Annotated in this window: 19 protein-coding genes; 11 read left to right on the top strand and 8 right to left on the bottom strand. The window is 44.5% G+C overall.

Annotation, left to right across the window (positions count from 1 at the left end):
- The first annotated feature begins 2 nt into the window (after nt 1-2).
- The 5 genes from holB to JCM16456_RS04660 all read left to right on the top strand — a co-directional run bounded on the left by holB (nt 3) and on the right by JCM16456_RS04660 (nt 5,046).
- A complete protein-coding gene (gene holB / locus JCM16456_RS04640; RefSeq protein ID WP_068712805.1) occupies nt 3-971 on the top strand; it encodes a DNA polymerase III subunit delta' in 969 nt (322 codons plus the stop codon).
- Nucleotides 962-1,729, top strand: coding sequence for a TatD family hydrolase (locus tag JCM16456_RS04645; RefSeq protein ID WP_068712806.1), 768 nt, complete (start codon nt 962-964; stop codon nt 1,727-1,729). Before holB ends, JCM16456_RS04645 begins: the two co-directional genes overlap by 10 nt.
- Nucleotides 1,730-2,174: 445 nt before the next feature.
- The gene (locus tag JCM16456_RS04650) at nt 2,175-3,797 is read left to right on the top strand and encodes a PTS transporter subunit EIIC (protein ID WP_068712808.1); all 1,623 of its coding nucleotides are present in this window, start codon (nt 2,175-2,177) and stop codon (nt 3,795-3,797) included.
- Nucleotides 3,797-4,276 (top strand): RDD family protein, encoded by a 480-nt coding sequence (locus tag JCM16456_RS04655; RefSeq protein WP_068712810.1) that lies wholly within the window; start codon nt 3,797-3,799, stop codon nt 4,274-4,276. The genes JCM16456_RS04650 and JCM16456_RS04655 overlap by 1 nt, the downstream gene beginning before the upstream one ends.
- A gap of 359 nt (nt 4,277-4,635) precedes the next feature.
- Nucleotides 4,636-5,046, top strand: coding sequence for a hypothetical protein (locus JCM16456_RS04660; protein ID WP_068712812.1), 411 nt, complete (start codon nt 4,636-4,638; stop codon nt 5,044-5,046).
- A 77-nt stretch (nt 5,047-5,123) separates the two neighbouring features.
- On the opposite strand, the gene JCM16456_RS23550 is transcribed toward JCM16456_RS04660, so the two are convergent.
- Together JCM16456_RS23550 and JCM16456_RS04665 are read right to left on the bottom strand one after the other, a co-directional pair.
- Complete coding sequence (locus tag JCM16456_RS23550; protein ID WP_156430442.1) at nt 5,124-5,219, bottom strand: MetS family NSS transporter small subunit; 96 nt, start codon at nt 5,217-5,219, stop codon at nt 5,124-5,126.
- Nucleotides 5,216-6,691: a sodium-dependent transporter gene (locus JCM16456_RS04665; protein WP_068712814.1), complete on the bottom strand. Its 1,476-nt coding sequence runs from the start codon at nt 6,689-6,691 to the stop codon at nt 5,216-5,218. Before JCM16456_RS04665 ends, JCM16456_RS23550 begins: the two co-directional genes overlap by 4 nt.
- 658 nt (nt 6,692-7,349) lie before the next feature.
- Between JCM16456_RS04665 and cydH the strand changes: the two genes are divergently transcribed.
- The 3 genes from cydH to JCM16456_RS23560 are packed head-to-tail and all read left to right on the top strand — an operon-like array spanning nt 7,350 to nt 8,857.
- Nucleotides 7,350-7,439 carry a cytochrome bd-I oxidase subunit CydH gene (cydH, locus tag JCM16456_RS23555; protein WP_156430443.1) on the top strand — a complete coding sequence of 30 codons (90 nt, stop codon included), beginning with the start codon at nt 7,350-7,352 and terminating at the stop codon, nt 7,437-7,439.
- 30 nt (nt 7,440-7,469) lie between these two features.
- Complete coding sequence (locus tag JCM16456_RS04670; protein ID WP_068712815.1) at nt 7,470-8,669, top strand: patatin-like phospholipase family protein; 1,200 nt, start codon at nt 7,470-7,472, stop codon at nt 8,667-8,669.
- Nucleotides 8,670-8,689: 20 nt separating this feature from the next.
- Nucleotides 8,690-8,857 (top strand): hypothetical protein, encoded by a 168-nt coding sequence (locus JCM16456_RS23560; protein ID WP_156430444.1) that lies wholly within the window; start codon nt 8,690-8,692, stop codon nt 8,855-8,857.
- A gap of 140 nt (nt 8,858-8,997) precedes the next feature.
- Here JCM16456_RS23560 and pyk read toward each other — a convergent pair whose 3' ends face one another.
- Nucleotides 8,998-10,443 carry a pyruvate kinase gene (pyk, locus tag JCM16456_RS04675; protein ID WP_068712817.1) on the bottom strand — a complete coding sequence of 482 codons (1,446 nt, stop codon included), beginning with the start codon at nt 10,441-10,443 and terminating at the stop codon, nt 8,998-9,000.
- A gap of 283 nt (nt 10,444-10,726) precedes the next feature.
- Between pyk and mlc the strand changes: the two genes are divergently transcribed.
- Both mlc and JCM16456_RS04685 read left to right on the top strand, forming a co-directional pair.
- Nucleotides 10,727-11,950 carry a sugar metabolism global transcriptional regulator Mlc gene (gene mlc / locus JCM16456_RS04680; protein ID WP_068712818.1) on the top strand — a complete coding sequence of 408 codons (1,224 nt, stop codon included), beginning with the start codon at nt 10,727-10,729 and terminating at the stop codon, nt 11,948-11,950.
- A 108-nt stretch (nt 11,951-12,058) separates the two neighbouring features.
- Nucleotides 12,059-13,000 carry a chemotaxis protein CheV gene (locus tag JCM16456_RS04685; protein WP_068712820.1) on the top strand — a complete coding sequence of 314 codons (942 nt, stop codon included), beginning with the start codon at nt 12,059-12,061 and terminating at the stop codon, nt 12,998-13,000.
- Between the two features lie 89 nt (nt 13,001-13,089).
- Here the strand turns inward: JCM16456_RS04685 and JCM16456_RS04690 are convergent, their stop codons facing one another.
- The 5 genes from JCM16456_RS04690 to JCM16456_RS04710 form a co-directional block, all read right to left on the bottom strand.
- Nucleotides 13,090-16,161 carry an error-prone DNA polymerase gene (locus JCM16456_RS04690; protein ID WP_068712822.1) on the bottom strand — a complete coding sequence of 1,024 codons (3,072 nt, stop codon included), beginning with the start codon at nt 16,159-16,161 and terminating at the stop codon, nt 13,090-13,092.
- A 63-nt stretch (nt 16,162-16,224) separates the two neighbouring features.
- Nucleotides 16,225-17,634 carry a Y-family DNA polymerase gene (locus tag JCM16456_RS04695; protein WP_068712824.1) on the bottom strand — a complete coding sequence of 470 codons (1,410 nt, stop codon included), beginning with the start codon at nt 17,632-17,634 and terminating at the stop codon, nt 16,225-16,227.
- Between the two features lie 3 nt (nt 17,635-17,637).
- A complete protein-coding gene (gene imuA, locus JCM16456_RS04700; RefSeq protein ID WP_068712826.1) occupies nt 17,638-18,312 on the bottom strand; it encodes a translesion DNA synthesis-associated protein ImuA in 675 nt (224 codons plus the stop codon).
- A 257-nt stretch (nt 18,313-18,569) separates the two neighbouring features.
- Nucleotides 18,570-19,172: a glutathione transferase GstA gene (gene gstA / locus JCM16456_RS04705; protein ID WP_068712828.1), complete on the bottom strand. Its 603-nt coding sequence runs from the start codon at nt 19,170-19,172 to the stop codon at nt 18,570-18,572.
- 136 nt (nt 19,173-19,308) lie between these two features.
- Nucleotides 19,309-20,052 (bottom strand): YciK family oxidoreductase, encoded by a 744-nt coding sequence (locus JCM16456_RS04710; RefSeq protein ID WP_068712830.1) that lies wholly within the window; start codon nt 20,050-20,052, stop codon nt 19,309-19,311.
- 88 nt (nt 20,053-20,140) lie between these two features.
- Here JCM16456_RS04710 and sohB point away from each other — a divergent pair, with 88 nt between their 5' ends.
- On the top strand, nt 20,141-21,202 hold the full coding sequence (gene sohB / locus JCM16456_RS04715; protein WP_068712832.1) for a protease SohB: 1,062 nt from the start codon (nt 20,141-20,143) through the stop codon (nt 21,200-21,202).
- The last annotated feature ends 87 nt before the right edge of the window (nt 21,203-21,289 follow it).

Below are 21,289 nucleotides of genomic sequence, written 5' to 3' on the forward strand. Positions count from 1 at the left end.
TGATGGCGACTCTTTACCCTTGGTTGCTGCAACCTTGGCAACAATGGCAACAACGTTTACAGAGTAATTCTTTTGCTCACGCGACGCTTATTCATGCTCAACGAGGCTTGGGGACGGAAGCGCTTGTTACGCAGTTTGCCAACACCTTAATGTGTACTGGCAGCGATACTGAGCCGTGTGGTTTTTGTCACGGGTGTGATTTGATGCAATCTGGTACCCATCCTGACTATCATGAAGTTCGGCCAGAAAAAGAAGGTAAGGCGATTACCGTTGACCAAATTCGTCAATGTAATCGGGTTGCATTGGAATCGTCACAGCTAAATGGTTTTCGACTTATCGTTATTGAACCTGCTGAAGCAATGAATGAATCAGCAGCGAATGCATTACTTAAAACTTTGGAAGAGCCTCCTGAGAAGTGTGTGTTTGTTTTGGTGACTCACCAGCTAAATCAACTATTGCCAACCATTGTGAGCCGTTGTCAGTTGATCAATATTGCTGTTCCTAGTGCTCATCAAGCAAGTGAGTGGGTCGCTACACAGTTGAATACATCCATTCCGGAATATGCGGCGCACTTGCACGATAACGCCCCTTTAATGACCCTTAAGTTTGTTGAGTCTGATGGTGTAAAGCAGCTCAATGCTCTTGAGCGGGCGTTTATCAGTTCAGTCTCGGGTGATGTCACGGAGTCACTTCAATGTGCTCAGCTGGTCGCAGAGGAGCCCTCAGTGAGATTGAATTGGCTCTGGTACTTAATGAGCGATGCGCAAAAAGTACATTTTGGTATTGCCACACAGGACGCACTTCCTGGCGCGAAAGAGTTGGCACGCTTACTGAGCTACAATACTCTTTATCAACATTCACAAGCCTTGATTGAGCTAAAAGAGCGCTTGAGAGCCTTTAGCGGCCTCAATGCAGAGCTGCTGGTCACTCAATGGCTGTTTAACATTAATAACGAGGATTCATGTTTGTAGATTCCCATTGTCACTTAGATAAACTGGATTACGACGAATTACACAATGGTGTTGCTGATGTATTAGATAAGGCATCACAAGCTAATGTAAACGCCTTCTTATCCGTCGGTTGTACATTGGATTCTTTTCCACACATGATGGAGATGATCGAACCTTTTCCAAACGTTCATGCGTCAGTTGGGGTTCATCCATTAGATGTCGAAAGTGATTTTTCGTTAGATACTCTGCGCCGTTTTGCATCGATGCCAAGGGTTGTTGCGGTTGGTGAAACGGGGTTGGATTACCATTATCAACCTGAAACAGCAGACTTGCAAAAGCTGCGTTTTACCCAACAGGTTGACCTTGCAGTTGAATTGAACAAGCCGTTAATCATCCATACACGCAATGCTCGTCAAGATACATTGGACATTTTACGTAAAGGTGGTGCGGATAAGTGTGGCGGTGTGATTCACTGTTTTACAGAGGATCTTGATTTTGCACACGCGGCGCTAGAACTAGGATTTTATATCTCTATCTCTGGTATTGTGACCTTTCGTCAAGCGAATGAGTTGAAAGAGGTGGTGAAGCAACTTCCCCTTGAACGTTTGCTCATAGAGACCGATTCTCCTTACCTAGCGCCGGTGCCTCATCGTGGTAAACAGAACCAACCAGCGTATGTTGTTGAAGTGGCGGCGTATATTGCACAGCTTAAAGGTGTGTCCCTTGCTGAGGTTGCTCAAAAAACCACCCAGAACTTTGCAGATCTTTTTTTACGATAAAAATTTAGTTCATGAACAAAAGGGAGCTCTGGCTCCCATTTTTATTGCTGAAACCGATTTTTTGTGGCTTATTGCTGTTTATTTGATTGGTTTGGCTAATTGATAAACAAAAAGTAGGGTGGGGTTGTTTTTCTTAGAGAAAAATGTTTTTGGTTAATTTCTTTGCGACGCGAAATTATTGATTTTGTAATGAAAAATTAATATAAAACAGTGAGATAATCGACATTTAGTGTGATTGTTTTAGTGGTTTTTATTGTGATCTATTTATTACTTTGAAACTAAATTTCGTTACTAACTAGAAAGTTTGAGGCTCATCAAGATATATTTAGAGCCGGAAAATATAATGCAACATGCAGTTACATTTCCTCTTGGGACTAACACTATGGCTACGGGGGTGTGCCGTTAGGACCAATCATTCTAATAACTTAATCAGGAGCATAAATCTATGAAAGGTTTCTTTAGTAAACTTTCTCAAGCGATCATGCTACCGATAGCTTTGCTTCCAGCTGCCGGTATTATGTTGGGTATAGGTGGTAGTTTTACCAACCCAACCATGGTTGAAGCTTACCAAATCGGTATATTACAAGACGGCACTGCACTAAACAGTTTCTTACAAGTAATGACTGCTGCAGGTAATATCGTATTCGCAAACTTACCAGTAATGTTCGCATTGGCTATTGCAATCGGTTTTGCAAAAGCTGAAAAAGGTGCAGCAGCACTAGCAGCATTAATTTCTTACCTGGTAATGAACGTTGCTATCGCAAAAACATTGGTTGTGGGCGGTATGATCGATACCTCTTCAAACACTGTTATTCTGATGGGCAGCCACTATTCAGGTATCCTTGCTGATATGCTAGGTATCCACAACACGCTAAGTATGGGTGTGTTCGGTGGCCTGATCGCTGGTGCAGTTACTGTTGTTCTACACAACCGTTACCACGATGCGAAACTACCTGATTACCTAGGTTTCTTCGGTGGTGCACGTTACGTTCCTATCATCAGTGCATTTGCTGCATTGTTCTACGGTATCGTTTTAACCTTTATTTGGCCTTTCTTCGGTGCTGCATTTGGTGCTATCGGTGTTGCTCTAGGTGACCTTCGTGCTTCTGGTATGGGTTACGTTGCATCATTCATCTTCGGTATCATTGAACGTTCATTGATCCCTGTAGGTCTACACCACGTGTTCTACTTGCCTCTATGGCAAACAGAAATCGGTGGTACTGCAAATATCGCTGGTGAAGTTGTTAAAGGTACTCAAAACATCTTCTTCGCTTCTCTAGCAAGCGGCGACTTCTCACAATTCTCTTCAACTAACTTTATGACTGGTAAATTCCCATTCATGATGTTTGGTCTGCCTGCAGCAGCTTACGCTATGTACTCTGTTGTTGACCCAGAAAACCGTAAAGCCGCTGGTGGTTTGTTGTTCTCTGTTGCATTGACTGCATTCTTGACTGGTATTACTGAACCAATCGAATTTACATTCTTGTTCTTGTCTCCAGCGCTTTACTACTTCCTACATGTGCCATTGGCAGGTATCTCATTCCTACTAATGGATATGCTAGGTGTTAAAGTTGGTATGACATTCTCTGGCGGTTTCATCGACTTCTCATTGTTCGGTATTCTTCCAGGTGTTACAGGTGTTGATAACCACTGGTATTACATCATTGCAGTAGGTATTGTTTACGCATTCATCTACTTCTTCCTGTTCCGTTGGTACATCCTGAAATTCGACGTTAAAACTCCAGGCCGTAAAGGTAGTGCTGTAGCGGTTGTGTCTAAACAAGACTACCGTGATGCAAAATCAGGTGCAGCGGGTCAAGACGATGCGAAAATTGACGCAATGATCGAAGCCCTAGGTGGTAAAGACAACATTGGTGATGTTGACGCATGTATCACTCGTCTACGTATCACAGTTAAAGATTCATCTATCGTTAAAGACAACGAATACTGGACAACTCAACTAGGCGCTCGTGGTCTAGTGAAAGTTGGCGACACTGGTATCCAAGCGATTTACGGTGCTCAAGCTGCAACTTACAAAGCGCAGATTAACTCTAAACTTGGTAAGTAATGAGTATTAAAGAGAAATTTAAACGCACCGGGGCATTCGTTATCGATTTTCAAATCGTAAAAATGTTTGCTCAGGTTCTCATCGGTGGCGTGTATTACGCCATCATGGGGGTAAGTGCGAGACATCCTGATTATAAGGGACTTATTTCCTCAACCGGGAACGCAGCATTACCCCTAATGCTAGCCATATGTGTGTTTATTCTCGTGCTCTTTATCGGTATGTATTTGGGGTATCAGTGGGTTTGTTATCGCTATCTTGGCAATTCATTAGCTCGTTTCTTCTTGCGAGTGAGTGTGGTGTCTAGAGTGGATGGTAGTCCTGTTGATAAAAAGACTTACTTTGAACGTGAGTTTTACAAGATTGCATTGTGTGTTTGTACAGTTGGGCTTTATGCCTTGTACAGCGGGTCTCAATATTACGCCTTTGGCAGAAAACCCTACCACGACAATCGTTACTCTACGGATGTAGAAGTTAACTAGCTCCAACTAGCATAGAAATTAAAAGCCAGCTTCATAGCTGGCTTTTTCTTTATATATCTATAGCTTATCTTGATTTTATCATCTTTCTTATCGTGTCTGTCCTTATAAGAGAGCCTCGTACCTGTGGTGCCTGTCCTCTTAAGAAAGCCCGTTACCGAAACGTATTTTATAGTGCCTGTCCTCGTATTTTATAGTGCCTGTCCTCGTAAGAAAGTCTGTTATTGATAGGTATCTTACGATGCCTGTCCTTATAAGGATGGAGGGGAAGTTCTTGAAATCTCCTCACGTTTCATTGACAAGATTCATAACAGTAGTCGTTACAGTTTTGGTAGTGAATGAGCAAATTCAGGAAAATGGTAATGAAAAAAGTAGGGATTCTCGCGTTGGGATTATTGAGCTTTTCAATTTTGGCGCATGCCGAGGAGGAGAATAAGCTGGCAATAGGTATGGCAGTCGATCAGCAGTTGAGTGCTGTATTTGATGTTGACGGTCAATATCGTTTTGTCTTAGGGAATCAAGGGGCGGCGTTTGACTACATATTTGAGCGTGGTCAGTTTAACGATCCTTCCATTCCTGTGACTTGGTACGTCGGCGCTGGTGGTTGGTCACAATGGGATCATGACGAATTTGGTGTGCGAGTACCGGTGGGCGTGAATTGGGCTGCCAACAAACATATTGATGTGTATGGTCAAGTGCATCCCGAACTGGATCTTTATTCCGGACCAGATTTGCAATTAGGAGCAGCTGTTGGTGTAACTTATCGCTTCTAGTGCACATTCCGTTGAACAAGATAGTAAAAAGCCGATACGTAAAGTATCGGCTTTTGTTCGTTTGATCGTGGTAGCAATTAGCTGTTAGCCATTGCTTTGCGAATACAAAGAGCAGCACCGCCCCAAGTAATGCATACACCGACGATCATCATAATGATGGCACCTGTTGTCATGCTTCTGCTCCTGTACGGTTGTTATTTTTGCTTGATACGTTGATGGCAATGCCAATCACAAATAGTGCTGCAATCATGATCCAGCCTAATGTCAGGTCATAGCCGCCGTAGCCGGTCGTAAACAGAGTGTTTAGTTCGGTTACGATGATAACGGCAAGGATTGCTGGTGAAATGAAGCGCAGGCACACGTCAAACCAAAAACCTACTTTGAAATCAGACTGGTTGTTCACGTATTCGCGAGACTCTTTGACGTTCATTAACCAAGTCATTAGAAGTAGCTCAACTAAGCAGCTTGCGATAATGCCGATGTTGTTAGCAAAGTGGTCGACTAAGTCGAGCAGTAATAAACCGCCGTTTGTCGCATAAGCCATTGAAACAACAAGACCAATACCACACACGATCGTCGCTGCTTTACGACGACTCCAGTGCATTTTGTCAATAATTGCTGAGGTAACTGCTTCCATCAATGAAATATGTGAGCTGAAGCCTGCCACAACAAGGGCAAAGAAGAAGATTGGCCCTAGGATGTATGGCATTGGCAATAGGTTAATCGCCGCAGGAATCGTCACAAATGCTAGGCCTACACCTGCAGAAACAACGTCGGTAATTGGCTTATCTTGTGTAGCAGACATGTAACCTAGTACGGAGAAAATCATGATACCTGCTAGGATAGAGAAGCCACAGTTGATCAGCACTGTCATGAAAGCGTTGTTAGTGATGTCTGATTTCTCAGGGAGGTAACTCGAGTACGCCAGCATGATCGAGAAGCCGATACTTAGGGTGAAGAAGATTTGGCCATAGGCTGCAGCCCAAACTTTTACGTCCCAAATTTTGCTAAAGTCAGGTTGGAACATGTAGTTCACACCTTCAATAGCGCCAGGCAGCATGATGACGCGAGCGATTAACGCAATAACCATTACAAATAGAACTGGCATCATGATTTTGGATGCACGTTCGATACCTGCTTTAACGCCACCAGCAATCGCAGCGTAAGTTACGCCCCATGCGATCAGCATTGCAAAGGCAATACCCCATTGGATTGAACCAAGGTTGGTTGGTGAGTTATCCCCTAAGTGTAGGTAGTTCGAGAAGAAATAAGCGTTAGTATCTGTTCCCCAGCTTTGGGTGAACGACATCCCAAAGTAAGAAATAGCCCAACCGATTACAGCAACATAATAAACGGCAATGATGGCTGCAATGCCCACTTGGAACCAACCTAACCATTCAAATTTTTGGCTAATGGCTTTTAAGGTTTTTGGTGCGCTGCCGCGGTGACGCTGTCCCATACTGAACTCAAGGATCATAAATGGGATACCTGCGGTGATCATGGCAAATAAATAAGGAATGAAAAAGGCACCGCCGCCATTCTCATATGCCATATATGGAAAACGCCAAATGTTTCCTAAACCAATTGCTGATCCTACTGCGGCTAAGATAAAACCGACTCGAGATCCCCATTGTTCGCGCTTCATAGTCTACTCCTTACCACTCCGAGTTATGAAGCTTCTCGTTACCCGTGCTGTTGATTTCGGGACATATAATAAACAGAGCATCTAGTATGTTACGAAATCTCTATTTGTATCTTCCATGAACTAGCAAAATGTTAGTTATAAGTGTTGTTGGATAACGAGAACTCAGAATATTATGCTAATAAAAATGATGTGTGTTTGCGAAATCTGATATATTCAGCTACGCGTTAAATTTGAGACTACAATTTTCTTCTGGGCATGGCAATAGAATGTAAATGTGATCTTGGTGCATCTTTGTGGCTTATTCATTTAATTAGATATGAATAATTAGTGTGAAATTATAATGATTTGCTATTTACCCAGTGGAATTCACTAACAAATTAGCAATATATAAATGATGAGCCTGATTTAATTTTTAGTGCCAACGACTGATTTTTAATCACAATGTAGAGTATCACACCACTTTTGACTTCGGGTTGCTTAACTTATGTTACTTGGGTATAGCATAAAGTGATTTGAGAGTGATTGTTCTTGCGTTGAAGAAACGTGATCAATCTGTTCTAACACGGTTCAATTGTGTGACGCTAACGATATGTAATGAGGGGGAATTTCGGCTATGCTCATAATTTAGGCTGATGCCGATTAACTTAAGGAGATGTGTATGAACTTCGAACTAAAAGCTTCTTTGATCATTACCGCCATTTGCTTTGCTGTTTTTATTGGTTTTGGTTGTGTTGCCATTGCTTCGTAATTTGGCATGTTGGAATAGGTTGTTCTGCTAATGGAGCGAAATAGTGGAACGGTATCCGAAATCAACACACAGGTTGATGAGCTGCAATTATCGAAATTTCTCGGTGGTAAAAATGCGTTAGTCGCCCAAGGTGGGGGGCAGAGAGGTATTTTTACTGCTGGGGTTTTCGATGCTTTTATTTTGTCTAATTTTGACCCTTTTAATGACTATTTTGGCACCTCTGCTGGAGCGTTAAACCTGTGCCCTTTTATTTGTCGTCAGCATGGTTTAAGCCGCTCTTTCATTATGGAGTTAACCACTAACCCTTCTTTCTTTCATCTTTTTAGCTATATCCGCCGTAAGCAGTATCTTAATTTGGATTGGGCTCTGGATAAAATCTTAGATTTTCCTTACAAGCTTGATGTCGATATGGGACGACGAACGTTGGGATCGCAAAAAAAAGCGTTTGCCGCCGTAACCGCGATACCTTCGCTAGCCGATCATTATTTGCCGATGTTGCAAAAAGATTGGCGAGAGGTCCTTACCGCGACATGTGCTATTCCTGGCCTTTATCAGGGCACTGTTACTGTTGGTAATCAATCTTTTGTTGATGGTGGTGTATCTGCTGCTATTCCGGTGCAGGAAGCGTGGCGACGTGGTGCACGGTTCATTGCTATTGTTCGTACAGAGTGCATTGCTCAGGGGATGGAGGAGCACCTTGAGTTGGATATGCATCAGCAGAAGGTGACTTGGTTTCGTGATTCACTAAACCATATTCAACTGCATTGGCAGAACAAATTAGAGCAGTGGAAGCAGGACTGGGGCAGTTTTTTGGCACAGCAGCGTATTCGCGCCGAGCAAAAACGAGCATTAGAAATTATGAATGGTGGGCGTTGGTTGTTTGGGGCTGATGATATTTACCGCTTGAGTCATCTCCTCGGCGATAAATTTGATTCTGGGTTAGCAGACATGCTGATGGTGCATTACCAGACTTATGCGTTGACACAAGAATTTATTACCTCTCCTCCAGATGATACGTTTATTGTCCAAATTACCCCTGAAGAACCGTTGCGTTCTGGTTCGTTAATGAGTCGTCAAGAGGATTTGCAATACGACTACGAGTTAGGACTTAAAGCGGGTTTTCGATTTATCGACAGTTATGAAAGAGCGGTTAAACTATGGTCGCGTAGAACCATTTATGATCAGCTCGGTATTGATCACGATAATTCAGCAGATAACCCTACTGCATAATATACCCAAATGACCTCAAGATGCAGACTTCAGAGCTTCATCAACGAGCACAGGTCAAGCTCAATGACGGAAGGAATGGTTATTCCCTTTCAACGTCATTGGGCGCAGAAATGGGCTTGTTGATGAGCTCCCAAGGGGCGAGTTGTATTCGCTCCTATGCTGCGTTACCGATTTTCTACGTAGAATAACTATGTATTCAAATCGGTGCCTTGCCTATGAGCGAATACATTCTCGCTGAAACCGCATCTTGAGGTTACTTGGGTATATTTTTATACGGTTTCGCAGCTCTCAAGTGAACCCTTGAGAGCTGTTTTTATTCTACTGATGATTACAACACAGGCAAAATGCGTAAGGTGTTAGTTGAGCCTTCCACATCCATAATGTCGCCTTGAGTGATGATCACTAAGTCACCAAATTCTAATAGTTTTTGGTTCTTTAGTGCCTCTAATGCGGCTTGCGCTACATCATGTCCATCAAGGCCTTTACTATCAAAGTAGAATGGCGTCACACCGCGATAGAGGGAACAGCGATTGAGTGCAATGTCGTTTTTGGATAAGGCAAAAATAGGGAAGTGGGTGTTTAGACGCGATGTCATTAAAGCAGTACGACCTGACTCAGTAAAGATGACCATTGCTTGTACACCGTCTAGATGGTTGGCAGCATAGATAGTCGACATCGCAATAGCTTCTTCTTCTGTCGCAAAAGAGCCTGCAATGCGATAATTCTGATCCTTAGATTCGATCATTTTTTCAGCACCAACGCAGACATCTGCCATGGCTTTAACCGTTTCTACCGGGTACTTACCTGCCGCCGTTTCTCCAGACAGCATTACGGCGTCTGTTCCGTCCAATACAGCGTTAGCCACGTCCATGACTTCAGCTCGAGTCGGCATTGGATTGGTGATCATTGTTTCCATCATCTGAGTTGCAGTGATGACCACACGGTTTAATGCCTGAGCTCGTTTTATCAATTTTTTCTGCACAGCGATTAATTCAGGGTCACCAATCTCCACCCCAAGGTCGCCACGCGCCACCATGATAACGTCGGATGCCATGATGATATCATCCATGTTGGCGTCGGTTGCGACGGTTTCAGCCCGTTCGACTTTGGCTACCATGCGAGTGGTAAGCCCTGCATCACGAGCAAGACGACGCGCGTATTTCATGTCTTCGCCATTGCGAGGGAAAGAAACTGCGAGATAATCCACTTTTATTTCAGCCGCCAGTAGAATATCCCGTTTGTCTTTTTCTGTCAGTGCATCGGCAGAGAGGCCACCGCCTTTTTTGTTAATGCCCTTGTTATTTGAAAGAGGACCGCCAATCAGAACTTGTGTATGAACTTTTGAACCTTCTACAGACATTACATGTAATTGGACTCGTCCATCATCAAGTAGCAAAATATCGTCGCGTTGCACATCTTGTGGTAATGCTTTGTAGTCGATACCAACGGCTTCTTGGTCACCTTCTCCCGGAGCTAATTCGGCATCAAGCACAAAACGGTCACCTTCGTTGAGTAGAATCTTTCCTTCTTTAAACGTGGATACACGAATTTTGGGGCCTTGTAAGTCACCGAGTATGGCAACTGTTCTGCCCATGGAGGCGGCAATTTCCCGGACTTTTTGCGCTCGTAACTTATGGTCTTCCGCGGTGCCATGGGAAAAATTCATGCGGACGACATTGGCACCTGCGCGAATAATAGCTTCCAAAACGCCATCTTTGTCGGTTGATGGTCCTAATGTGGTGACTATTTTGGTTCTTCTTTGTACTTTGGTCATAAAATACTCCTGAGAGGACAGGGGGCGAAATGCCTGCTAAAAGTGACTCACTATCAAGAGTTTGGAAGTGATTGAAGAATTTACCAGTGCGAAAGGTATAATTCTAAGCGCGAATTAAATCGATCTTTTTGTGTATGCGAGGTAAGTAGATGCCTAACTATTTGACTTAAGGCGCAAACTTCTCGATATATACGTGATGAGGGTCACGGGTAGCCATCAAATCGCTTCACAATTACTTCGCAAAGTAAAAAAATTGGGTAGTTGTTTCTTTCTGGAGTGCGTCATGTACATGGCTCAACCAGGCCATATTGATCATATCAAACAGGTCAATGCTGGCCGTGTATATAAACTCATCGACCAAAAAGGTCCGATTTCTCGTATCGATTTGTCGAAAGAGAGTGAACTTGCACCCGCAAGTATCACTAAGATCACCCGTGAGCTAATAGATGCTCATTTGGTGCATGAAACAACGGTCCAAGAAGCTATTTCTCGTGGACGTCCTGCCATTGGTTTACAAACCAATAATGAAGGTTGGCAGTTTTTGTCGATGCGTTTAGGGCGCGGTTATCTGACGCTTGCTCTGCATGAGCTTGGTGGCGAAGTGCTGATCGATAATAAAATCGATATCCATGAAACAGATCAAGACGATCTGTTGGCGAGGCTACTCTTTGAAATTAAAGATTTCTTCCAAACCTATTCAGCAATGGTAGATCGCGTCACCAGTATTGCAATTACTTTGCCTGGCTTAGTGAATTCTGAAAAAGGCATTGTTTTAGAAATGCCACATTACCACGTGCATAACTTGCCGTTAGGGGAAGAGATATTTCGTGCCACAGGTTTGCCTGTGTTTGTGGCCAACGATACGCGAGCATGGGCCTTGGCTGAGCGTTTGTTTGGTCATTCCAAAGATGTCGATAATTCTATTCTCATCTCCATTCATCATGGTGTTGAAGCGGGTATTATTGTTGATGGTCGAATATTGCAGGGCCGTCATGGAAGCATTGGCGATTTAAGTCATATTCAGGTAGCTCCTCATGGCTTGCGTTGTGATTGCGGTAACAATGGTTGTTTGGCCACCGTGGCTAGTGCGGAAGCATTGCGCACGGAAGTCGCTTCTCGTCTACATGATGGTGAAGCGTCGATACTAAGTAGCAAAGATGAAGAAGAGCTTTCTATTGAAGATATCTGTGTCGCTGCCGCTCAAGGTGATGCATTGGCTATCGATGTGATTGAAAAATTAGGCCACTATCTTGGTTCTGCGATTGCGATCATGATTAACGTGTTTAACCCAGACAAAATTTTGATTGGCGGTGTGATGAATCAAGCAAAAAATGTGCTTTATCCTGCTTTGTTGCGCTGTATTCAAGAGCAAAGCTATCCGGTTTATCAGCATGATTTGCAATTGGTTGAATCTCGTTTCTATAAGCAGGCGACCATGCCAGGAGCGGCATTAATTAAGCAAGCTCTCTACGATGGTTTACTCTTAATGAAAGTTTTGGAAGGTTAAGCTTGGTCGCGTTTTTTAACGTTACCGATATTTTCATCAATCGGTGAGTTTACATTCTAATTAACTGGCTATAATGTTATGTAAGTTTGTTTATTTTCGGGAATCTCTATGTCAGGTGTTTTAAATACGGTCGATGCACGCACCAACCTTGTGGGTGAAAACCGGCTTGAGCTATTGCTGTTTAGTCTCAATAGCAGTCAGATTTTTGCTATCAACGTATTTAAGGTCAAAGAGGTGATCAAAGTGCCTGTGTTGACCAAAATGCCGGGCTCTCATGCGCATATTACGGGAGTGGCTTCTTTACGAGGCGAGCCTGTGCCAGTGATTGATTTGCGCAAGGCGATTGGCTTTCCAGAAAGCCGTCTTGAAAATCCAGAGCAGAATTTAATCATTACAGAATATAACCGTTCGACCCAAGGTTTTTTGGTTGGGCAGGTACGTAACATTATTAACACGACTTGGACAGATATCCAGCCACCACCGAAAACGTCTGGTCGGTCAAACTACCTCACAGCGATTACTCAAGTAAAAGAGACAGACCGTTCTCATATCGTTGAAATTATTGACGTAGAAAAAGTGTTGGCAGAAATCATTGATTATGATGTGTCCATTTCTGAAGAAGTTCTGGATAAAGATTTGATGTCGGAAATGGATGGTCGTCGTGTATTGATTGTTGATGACTCAACTACGGCACGTAATCAGGTCAAAGGCACATTATCACAGCTTGGTCTAAACATTATTGAGTGTCGTGATGGTTTAGAAGCGTTGAATTTATTGAAAGGCTGGTGCGATCAAGGTAAGAACATTAATGAAGAGTTATTAATGATGATCACCGATGCAGAAATGCCTGAAATGGATGGTTATCGACTCACTTTTGAAGTTCGCCAAGACCCAAGAATGAAAGATTTGCATATCGCTCTTAACACTTCTTTGAGTGGTAGTTTTAACGAAGCGATGGTGGAAAAGGTAGGTTGTAACCGCTTTATCTCGAAATTCCAGCCTGATATGTTAGTGCAAATTGCGCAAGATAGATTACGTGAGCTGCTCTAATAGTTACGTTATTTCCATGTGAAGGCGCCATAAAGGCGCCTTCACTGTTTTAGTGGGATGCAAGCAGTCCATCTAATGTATGAATGACGTTAGTGAAAGTCGCGTGATTTAGCTTGCAAGCTCCCGAGCTGTGACGTCATATCAATCAAACGCCCCGCAATGACATGACAAACCTCACCTTCTTTTTCCAAAATACCCTTCACCATCAAAATCTTGGCGTTGAGGTAAGGTTGTTTTTGCGCGCGAGCGGTAGCGCGCCATACCACGACATTGATGTTGCCCGTGTCGTCTTCGAGGGTAAAAAAGGTGACGCCACCTGCTGTTCCTGGCGATTGGCGTCCGGTGACAACACCCACAACCGTCACTAGTGAGCGATGAGTTTGCAACGCCAAATCTCGTTGCCGGACAAAATGACCTAACGCGCCTGCGCTCTCGAGTAGTGTGATTGGGTGATGCTCTAGCGATAATCCAAGCGCGGCATAATCCTCAATTAAATTGTCCGCCCTACTCGGGGTCGCATAGTGGGCTACTGCTGGCTCTTGCAAGTCACGAAACAGCGGTAAGTCACTGACGCTATCCATTAATTCCCATCGCGTGGCATAACGATTATTGGCAAGTTGTGCCATGGCGTTTGCAGATGCCAAGGCTTCGATATCTTTGCGATTAAGTCCTATTTGTTTGATTTGGTTAATATGGCAAAAGCCCTGTTCAGGGCGGTCACCTAATAGGGTAAATGCTCCTTGGGTACTGAGTCCTTTTACTTGGCGCAGCCCGACGCGAATGCCCTGAGCATCTTGTGCGGTGATCACGGTGTAATCATATTCGGAAGCATTAACGCATACAGACTCGACACGGATTCCATGGCGTTTAGCATCTTGAATTAGCTGAGATGGTGAGTAAAACCCCATCGGTAAGCTATTGAGCAACGCTGTGTAAAACTCCGCAGGATAATAGTATTTCAGCCAAGCGGAACAGTAAGCCAATACGGCAAAAGAGGCCGAGTGGCTTTCAGGAAAGCCATATTCGCCAAAGCCGCAAATTTGATCATATAAGGTTTGGGCAAAGTGATGACTGTAGCCACGACTTTCCATGCCATCGATCAGTTTGTCTTTGAATTTGGCAAGTTGACCATTTTTTTTCCACGATGCCATTGCTCGGCGTAGTTGATCAGCTTCTCCGCCGGTAAATCCAGCGGCCACCATGGCTAACTTAATGACCTGCTCTTGGAAAATCGGAACGCCCATCGTCCGTTCTAGCACTTGTTTCACTGCGGATGAAGGGTAAGTTATGGGTTCTAAGCCATCGCGACGTTTGAGAAATGGGTGCACCATGTCGCCCTGAATGGGGCCAGGACGGACAATCGCAATTTGAATCACCAAATCGTAATAGCAGCGAGGCTTCAAACGGGGCAGCATCCCCATTTGTGCGCGTGACTCAATTTGAAAGACCCCAACCGTATCGGCGCGTTGAATCATGCCGTAAACATTCGGGTCATCTTGCATACGCGTAATGTCGGCAATCGATAACTGCCGTTGATGATGCTTGGCAATCAGATCAAAACATTTGCGGATTGCCGTGAGCATGCCAAGGGCAAGCACATCGACTTTTAGTAGCCCTAAACTTTCGATGTCATCTTTGTCCCACTGAATGATGGTGCGCTCTGGCATGGCGGCATTTTCAATGGCTACCAGCTCATAAAGCGGACCAGAGGAGATAACAAATCCGCCCACGTGTTGGGATAAATGACGCGGAAAGCCCATAATTTCATTAACCAAGGTAATAAATTGCTCGCCTTTTAATGAACCAGCAGCAAGCCCTAGTTCAACCACTTGTGCTTGCCAGCCTTGGTCTTTATCACGCCGATTGACGTTTTTAATAAAAAACTCCAACTGAGACTCTTCAATTCCTAGAGCTTTCCCCACATCACGTACCGCACTTTTGAAGCGATATGAGATGACTGTAGCGGCAATGGCTGCTCGTTCACGACCATATTTTTGGTAGAGATATTGAATGACCTCTTCACGACGTTCGTGCTCAAAATCCACATCAATATCTGGCGGTTCATTACGTTCTTTACTAATAAAACGTTCAAACAACACGGAAATTTGGCGAGGGTCGACGGAGGTGATCTCTAAGCAGTAACAGACCACCGAGTTGGCGGCAGAGCCTCGACCTTGATAGAGAATGGCCTGACGCTTGGCAAACATCACCATGTCGTGAATCGTGAGAAAGTAAAATGGATAATCTAGCTCTTCAATTAAATCCAGCTCTTTGGCGATGATTTGTTCAATTTCAGCCGGAACACCCGTAGGGAAACGCAGCTGTTTACCTTGTTCAACCAAATGGCGTAAATAGCCTATTGCTGTTTCTCCTGATGGCACCAATTCACTTGGGTATTCATAACGCAATGAGTCTAAGGTGAATTGGCATTGCTCAGCAATGTGGATACTCTCAGCTAACCATTGATTAGGAAAGAGTTTCTCCAATTTAGTTTGGCTACGTAACGCTCGTTCTGTATTGGTGAGTAGGTGTGATTGAACCTGTTGTACAGGTTGTCCTTCTTTAATCGCGGTAAGAATGTGCTGTAATGGGAGGCGAGTGGCATTGTGCATTAATACGCCGCCGCATGCGGTAATCGGCAGAGTAAGCTGGCTTGCGAGCTGGCGACAATGATCCAAATACTGATGTTCATCTGCATTGAGATGACGCTGGACCGCGATCCAGAGTCTCCCCGTATGGTATTGTTGAAGCCACTGTCCCCAATGTAAGTCTTGGCCTTTATTTTGCGGCACCCACAAAATAAAGCAGTGTTTTACTGACATCAGGTCCCACTCAGAAAGCTGATAATGGCCCTTTTCGCTGCGCCGTCGGGCATTGGTGATGATACGACAGAGTTCAGCATAGGCTTGACGAGTGGGGCAAAGTAGTACGACTTGGCATTCATTATTGAGCCAGAAGAGACTGCCGACAATTAAGCGTATCGCTAACTGATGCTGTTTTATTGCGGTATAAGCACGTACCACGCCTGCTATAGAGCACTCATCGGTAATGGCGATGGAGTGATAACGTAAGAAATCAGCCTGCAAAGCCAACTCTTCTGCATGAGATGCGCCAGTTAAAAAGGAGAAATTGCTCTGACAAAACAGCTCTGCGTACGCCATGGGGACTCCTTTGAAAGAGGTGAAGGCTACTGTTTGTAGCTCTTAACGTTAACGGGTTGGAAATTAGCTAAATAGCCCATGGATAAACCACTGCTGCTCTGGCGTGCGAAAAACCCATAACCAGCGCCCTTGCGCCGATTGAGCAATAAAATAGTCGCGGATGATCGCTTCACCATCCCACCAGCCTGTGGCGATCCGTTCAGGCCCATGGATTAAGGTGACCTGTTCAATGAGCGCTTCCGGCGTCGGATAAAGCCATGTCGGGCGCAGTTGCGCTTGTCGATGTGTTGCTGGTGGTGTGACAATTGGATCAACGTAGCTTGTCGCTTTTTCTGGGCGAGGATCATCACTGCGAGCCGGACGAAATACATGTTCTGTCCCGAGTTTGGCTTGCAACAACCCTATCAATTCTAATGAGCTTTGCCGCCCTTTATTGCCTTGAAATAGGTCACGAGCTTCGCAAGAGGCAATAGCAGAACGAACAACTTTAAGAGTTAAGGCCATCACAGGGTGCTCCAATTTTATCGACTCCATCGTTAAACGGCATAGCGTAAGCCAGCGATCAGTGTGGTAATCACCTTGGGCAGAGGTAAAGGTGAGTGTCTCTTGCTTTTTATCCCGTTGAATTAAGGTGAGCGCTAACTCATAAGCCACTTGGTTACGTAGGCGCAAAAACATCTCCAGCTGTTGCAGCAGTTGTGTTAATGGCTTTTCTAACCATTGGATATTGGTGATCTCATAGAGCAGGTCAAGGTGACCATGAAATTGCTCTTTTGGATGATAAAACGGTAAGGGATGATGAAATTGCCCAAGTAACCGTCCCACATAGTTAACCAAGTCGATATCAAAGCGTCGCGCAATCTCTTGCATCGGCAGAGCAATCAGATCGCTTACTAAGCGAATCCCTACACGGCTTAGTTTCTCTTGATGTTGTAGGCTAAGTTCAGTTGCTGAAAGTGGGTAGGTGAGTAAGCGTGCGCGTAATGTTTCTCCATCTAAGGTCAGAATGTTTTCCGCTTGTTTAGCCAGGAGCATGGCGCTCAGTGGTGAAAACCCCGTCGCATAGCCATAACGAAGCGGATGATGCGTTGGGTAATTAGCAAGATGTTGTTGCACTGCCTTCCAATAGTTTTCTAAACCCGAATAGAGAGTCAGCATATCGGTAACTTTGAGCAGTAACCCTTGCGGAGGAAATAACACAATGTCCGAGGTGACGAGGTAGAGCCATTGTGCCAAGTGCTCAAGCATGGCGGCTTCTTGCTTTGGTTCATATGGCTGTACTTGTAATTGTGAGCAGAGCGAAGCGGCCGCATCAAGTCCCATGCCTAATTGAATCCCTTCTTCGATGGCCGCTGAACTTGCTTGAACGATGTGGTGATCGCGCCCTTTAACCAATATTAAAGGGCGTTCATCTTCCGTAAAAATGGTATCCAATTGCAGCGATGGAAAATGCAGATACAACCAAGTTTGCATACGTTATCCTTGCTTTTGTATCGGAAACGGAACCACAACTGGTGAGGTCAGTGGCTTGGTTAAACTGCTCCAGCGCTGACGAAAATTCACCACAAATGGTTCACTCGACCAGCCACCACGCCGTTTGGCAATAGTGACTTGAATACCGTCACTGTTTGCTGCCAATTGTAGGCTCAGCGTAACTGGTAGAGAAAACAGATGTTGTTGCTGTGGACGAAAGAGAAAATGCAAACTTTCGCCCGTCTCACTGGCTACTTGTAGACGCCTCGCTTGATGCACTTCGAGTTCTTCTTGCCACAATAACACTTGGCTACAGGCACCACTTTTCAAACACTGCTCTGCAGCCCACAGGGCTTCTTTAGCACTGCGTGGAGTCAGCACTAGCACTTGGCTAAGCATCAGGCCGGCATGTTGGAGCGCTTCACTATGAACGTTTCCTGGCGGATTAATCAATACCGTGAGACGTTCATTGTGTTGCTGTAAATAAGGCAGCAGCAGCCGAAATTCACCGATACCAATAGGACTTTGAATTTCAACCACACCATGGGTAGGAAAACCACCGCATAAGTGTGTATCCAGTTCTGGATAACCTGTCGTTTGGTAATCGGATGTTGTTTTCGTCTCCGAACCTTGCCAGAGCCAATGTTTGTTTTTGAGCTGTTCTATCAATTCATACATAATAAAATACCTGTATATATGTACAGTATATTTCTCTTGCGAGAACATTCAAGAAAAACTTGTGCGGATGAAATCTATTGGGACAAAATCGCACCAATTTAGGTTGAAGATGAGGGGCTGGAAAGGCGAAGTGGCAGTGACTTGCTGAGGTTTGAGAAGGTATTCGATGCTTGGTGATAAACAAAAAAGCTGAACAGTCGCCTGCTCAGCTTTTTATTCAATGGTAATGACCAAATCAGTCTTTTGGGCGCTAAAGCTTAGATTAAACCTTCTGCTTTCAGAGCGGCTTGAACTGCTGGGCGCTGTGCTACGCGTGCTGAGAATGCAGCAAGTGTTGGCCATGGTGTTAAGTCGAATTTAACGATATTTGCCCAGTTAAGCACGGTAAATAGGTAAGCATCGGCAATCGAGAACTGGTTAGCAAATAGGTAATCGTTGTCACCAAGTTGTTCTACGATCCAACCAAGACGTTTAGTTAGAGTCGCTTCTGCTGCTTGACGTGCATCGGCTGATTGGGCTGGATTGAACATAGAACCCATAGGTTTGTGTAATTCAGTCGAGATGAACACCATCACACTTTGTAGTTGGTAGCGTTCTTCACCCGCAGCTGGAATCAAACCTGCTTCTGGTTTTAGGTCTGCAAGGTATTGAGAAATCACTAAGCCTTCAGTCAGTAGATGGCCGTTGTCCAATTGCAGTGCAGGAACGTAACCTTTTGCGTTTAAAGCTAAAAAGTCGGCGCCTGATTGCGTTTTCTTGGCTTTGAGATCAACTTGATCAAGTTCATGAGATAGGCCCAGCTCTTCTAGAACGATGTGTGGTGCGAGAGAACAGGCACCTGGAGTAAAGTAGAGTTTCATGTTAGGAACTTCCTTGCCAAAAGGCGTTGATTAACTATTTGGGTATATCTATTTTGTAGAAGCTCTAGTCTAAACATGACGTTCAAACAAACAAGTACTTACTATTTGGTAAGTGCTTGTTTATTTGACGATAAGATTAACGTTTGGGTTGGGCATCAATGCATTGACCATGTACCGCGGCGCTTTCTGGAGCCATTAGATACACGTACAGAGGAATGATGTCTTCTGGGGTTTTTAGCGTGTTGGGATCTTCGGCTGGGAAGGCGCTCGCACGCATACCAGTACGGGTGCCGCCGGGGTTGATGGCATTAACACGAATCGGAGTATCGCTCAGTTCATCGGCGAGAACTTGCATCATTCCTTCTGTGGCAAATTTTGATATAGAGTAGGTTCCCCAGAATGCACGGCCAATATGGCCTACAGTTGAACTGGTAAACACCAAGCGCCCTGCTTGAGATTTACGTAGCAGAGGTAACAATGCCTGAGTCATCAAAAACTGTGCTTTGACATTCACTTGCATAACGGCATCGAATGTTGCTTCTTCAATTTGCTCTAAAGGGCACAGATCGCCAAGCAGGCCTGCGTTGTGCAAAATACCATCTAAGCGGCCAAACTGTTGCTCGATAGTGGCTGCCATATCAAGGTAGTTTTGCTTGGTTGCACCGAGCATATCGAGAGGAATAATAGCGGGCTGTGGGTAACCTGCTGCTTCAATGTCATCGTAGGTCTTTTCCAATTTTGCAACGGTTCGGCCAAGCAAAATGACAGTAGCGCCATGGGCTGCATAACTTAAGGCGGCTTGTTTACCGATGCCATCACCAGCGCCAGTCACTAGAATAACTTTATCATGCAGTGCAGTGGGAGATACGGAATAATCCACGAGCGACTCCTTGTTGTTAGAATTTCGTTTCAGTCTTGGTGACAAGATGGTTACAATACACTAATTCGCATGAAAGAGGATAAGAACATTGGAATTTTTGATGGACTATGGTCTGTTTCTGGCCAAGATTGCAACCATTGTAGTTGCTATCGTCGTATTGTTAGTCGTTATCAAATCCGTCGGTGGTAAACATCACAGTGCGAAAGGGGAGTTGGAAGTCACTAACTTGACCGAAAAGCACAAAGAGACGGTTGAGCATTTAGAACATTATTTGCACGACGATGCTTTTTTGAAAGCGCGTTATAAAGCGGAGAAAAAAAGCGAAAAAGAGAAACACAAAGCCCGTGAAAAGGATGTTAAAAAATCAGCAAAAGCCGGTGATTTAAGTTCTAATCGTGATCCTCATCTTTTTGTGCTGGATTTCAATGGTAGCATTGATGCAAAAGAAGTTGCCGCTTTGCGCGAAGAGATCACCGGTGTTTTGGCGGTGGCTAAAGAAGGTGATGAAGTCTTACTGCGTCTAGAATCTGGTGGTGGTATGGTGCATGGCTATGGCTTAGCGGCATCTCAACTGGATCGCATTAAAAATGCAGGACTGAAGCTCACTATCTCTGTTGATAAAATCGCAGCGAGTGGCGGTTATATGATGGCTTGTATTGGTGATCAAATTGTATCTGCGCCATTTGCGATTGTTGGTTCTATTGGGGTAGTGGCTCAGTTGCCTAACTTCAATAAGCTTCTTAAAAAACATGACATTGAGTATGAGCAACTCACCGCGGGTGAATACAAACGTACGCTAACCATGTTTGGCGAAAACACCGATAAAGCTCGTGATAAGTTCAAGCAAGAGCTGGAAGAAACCCATGTGTTGTTCAAAGATTTTATCCGTGAACATCGTCCTGAACTGGAACTAGAAAAAGTAGCAACCGGTGAGCACTGGTTTGGTACTCAAGCTCTTGAACTGGGGCTGGTGGATGCGATTAAAACGTCTGATGACTTAGTGGTTGAAGCGTGCAAAGAGAAAACCGTGTTAGCTATCCACTATGTGCAGAAGAAAAAGCTGACGGACAAAATCGCTGGTGTTGCCGGCGAAGCCGCAGACAGTGTATTTATGAAGTTACTCAACCGCGGCCAACGTCCTATTGTATAAAACGGTTTGATTTGAACAGTGATAAAAGCTCTGCAATGCAGAGCTTTTTGTTTCCTTCTCTTACAAGGACAGGCACTTCAACAATAC

The sequence above is a fragment of the Vibrio tritonius genome (assembly GCF_001547935.1).
GTDB classification, from domain to species: domain Bacteria; phylum Pseudomonadota; class Gammaproteobacteria; order Enterobacterales; family Vibrionaceae; genus Vibrio; species Vibrio tritonius.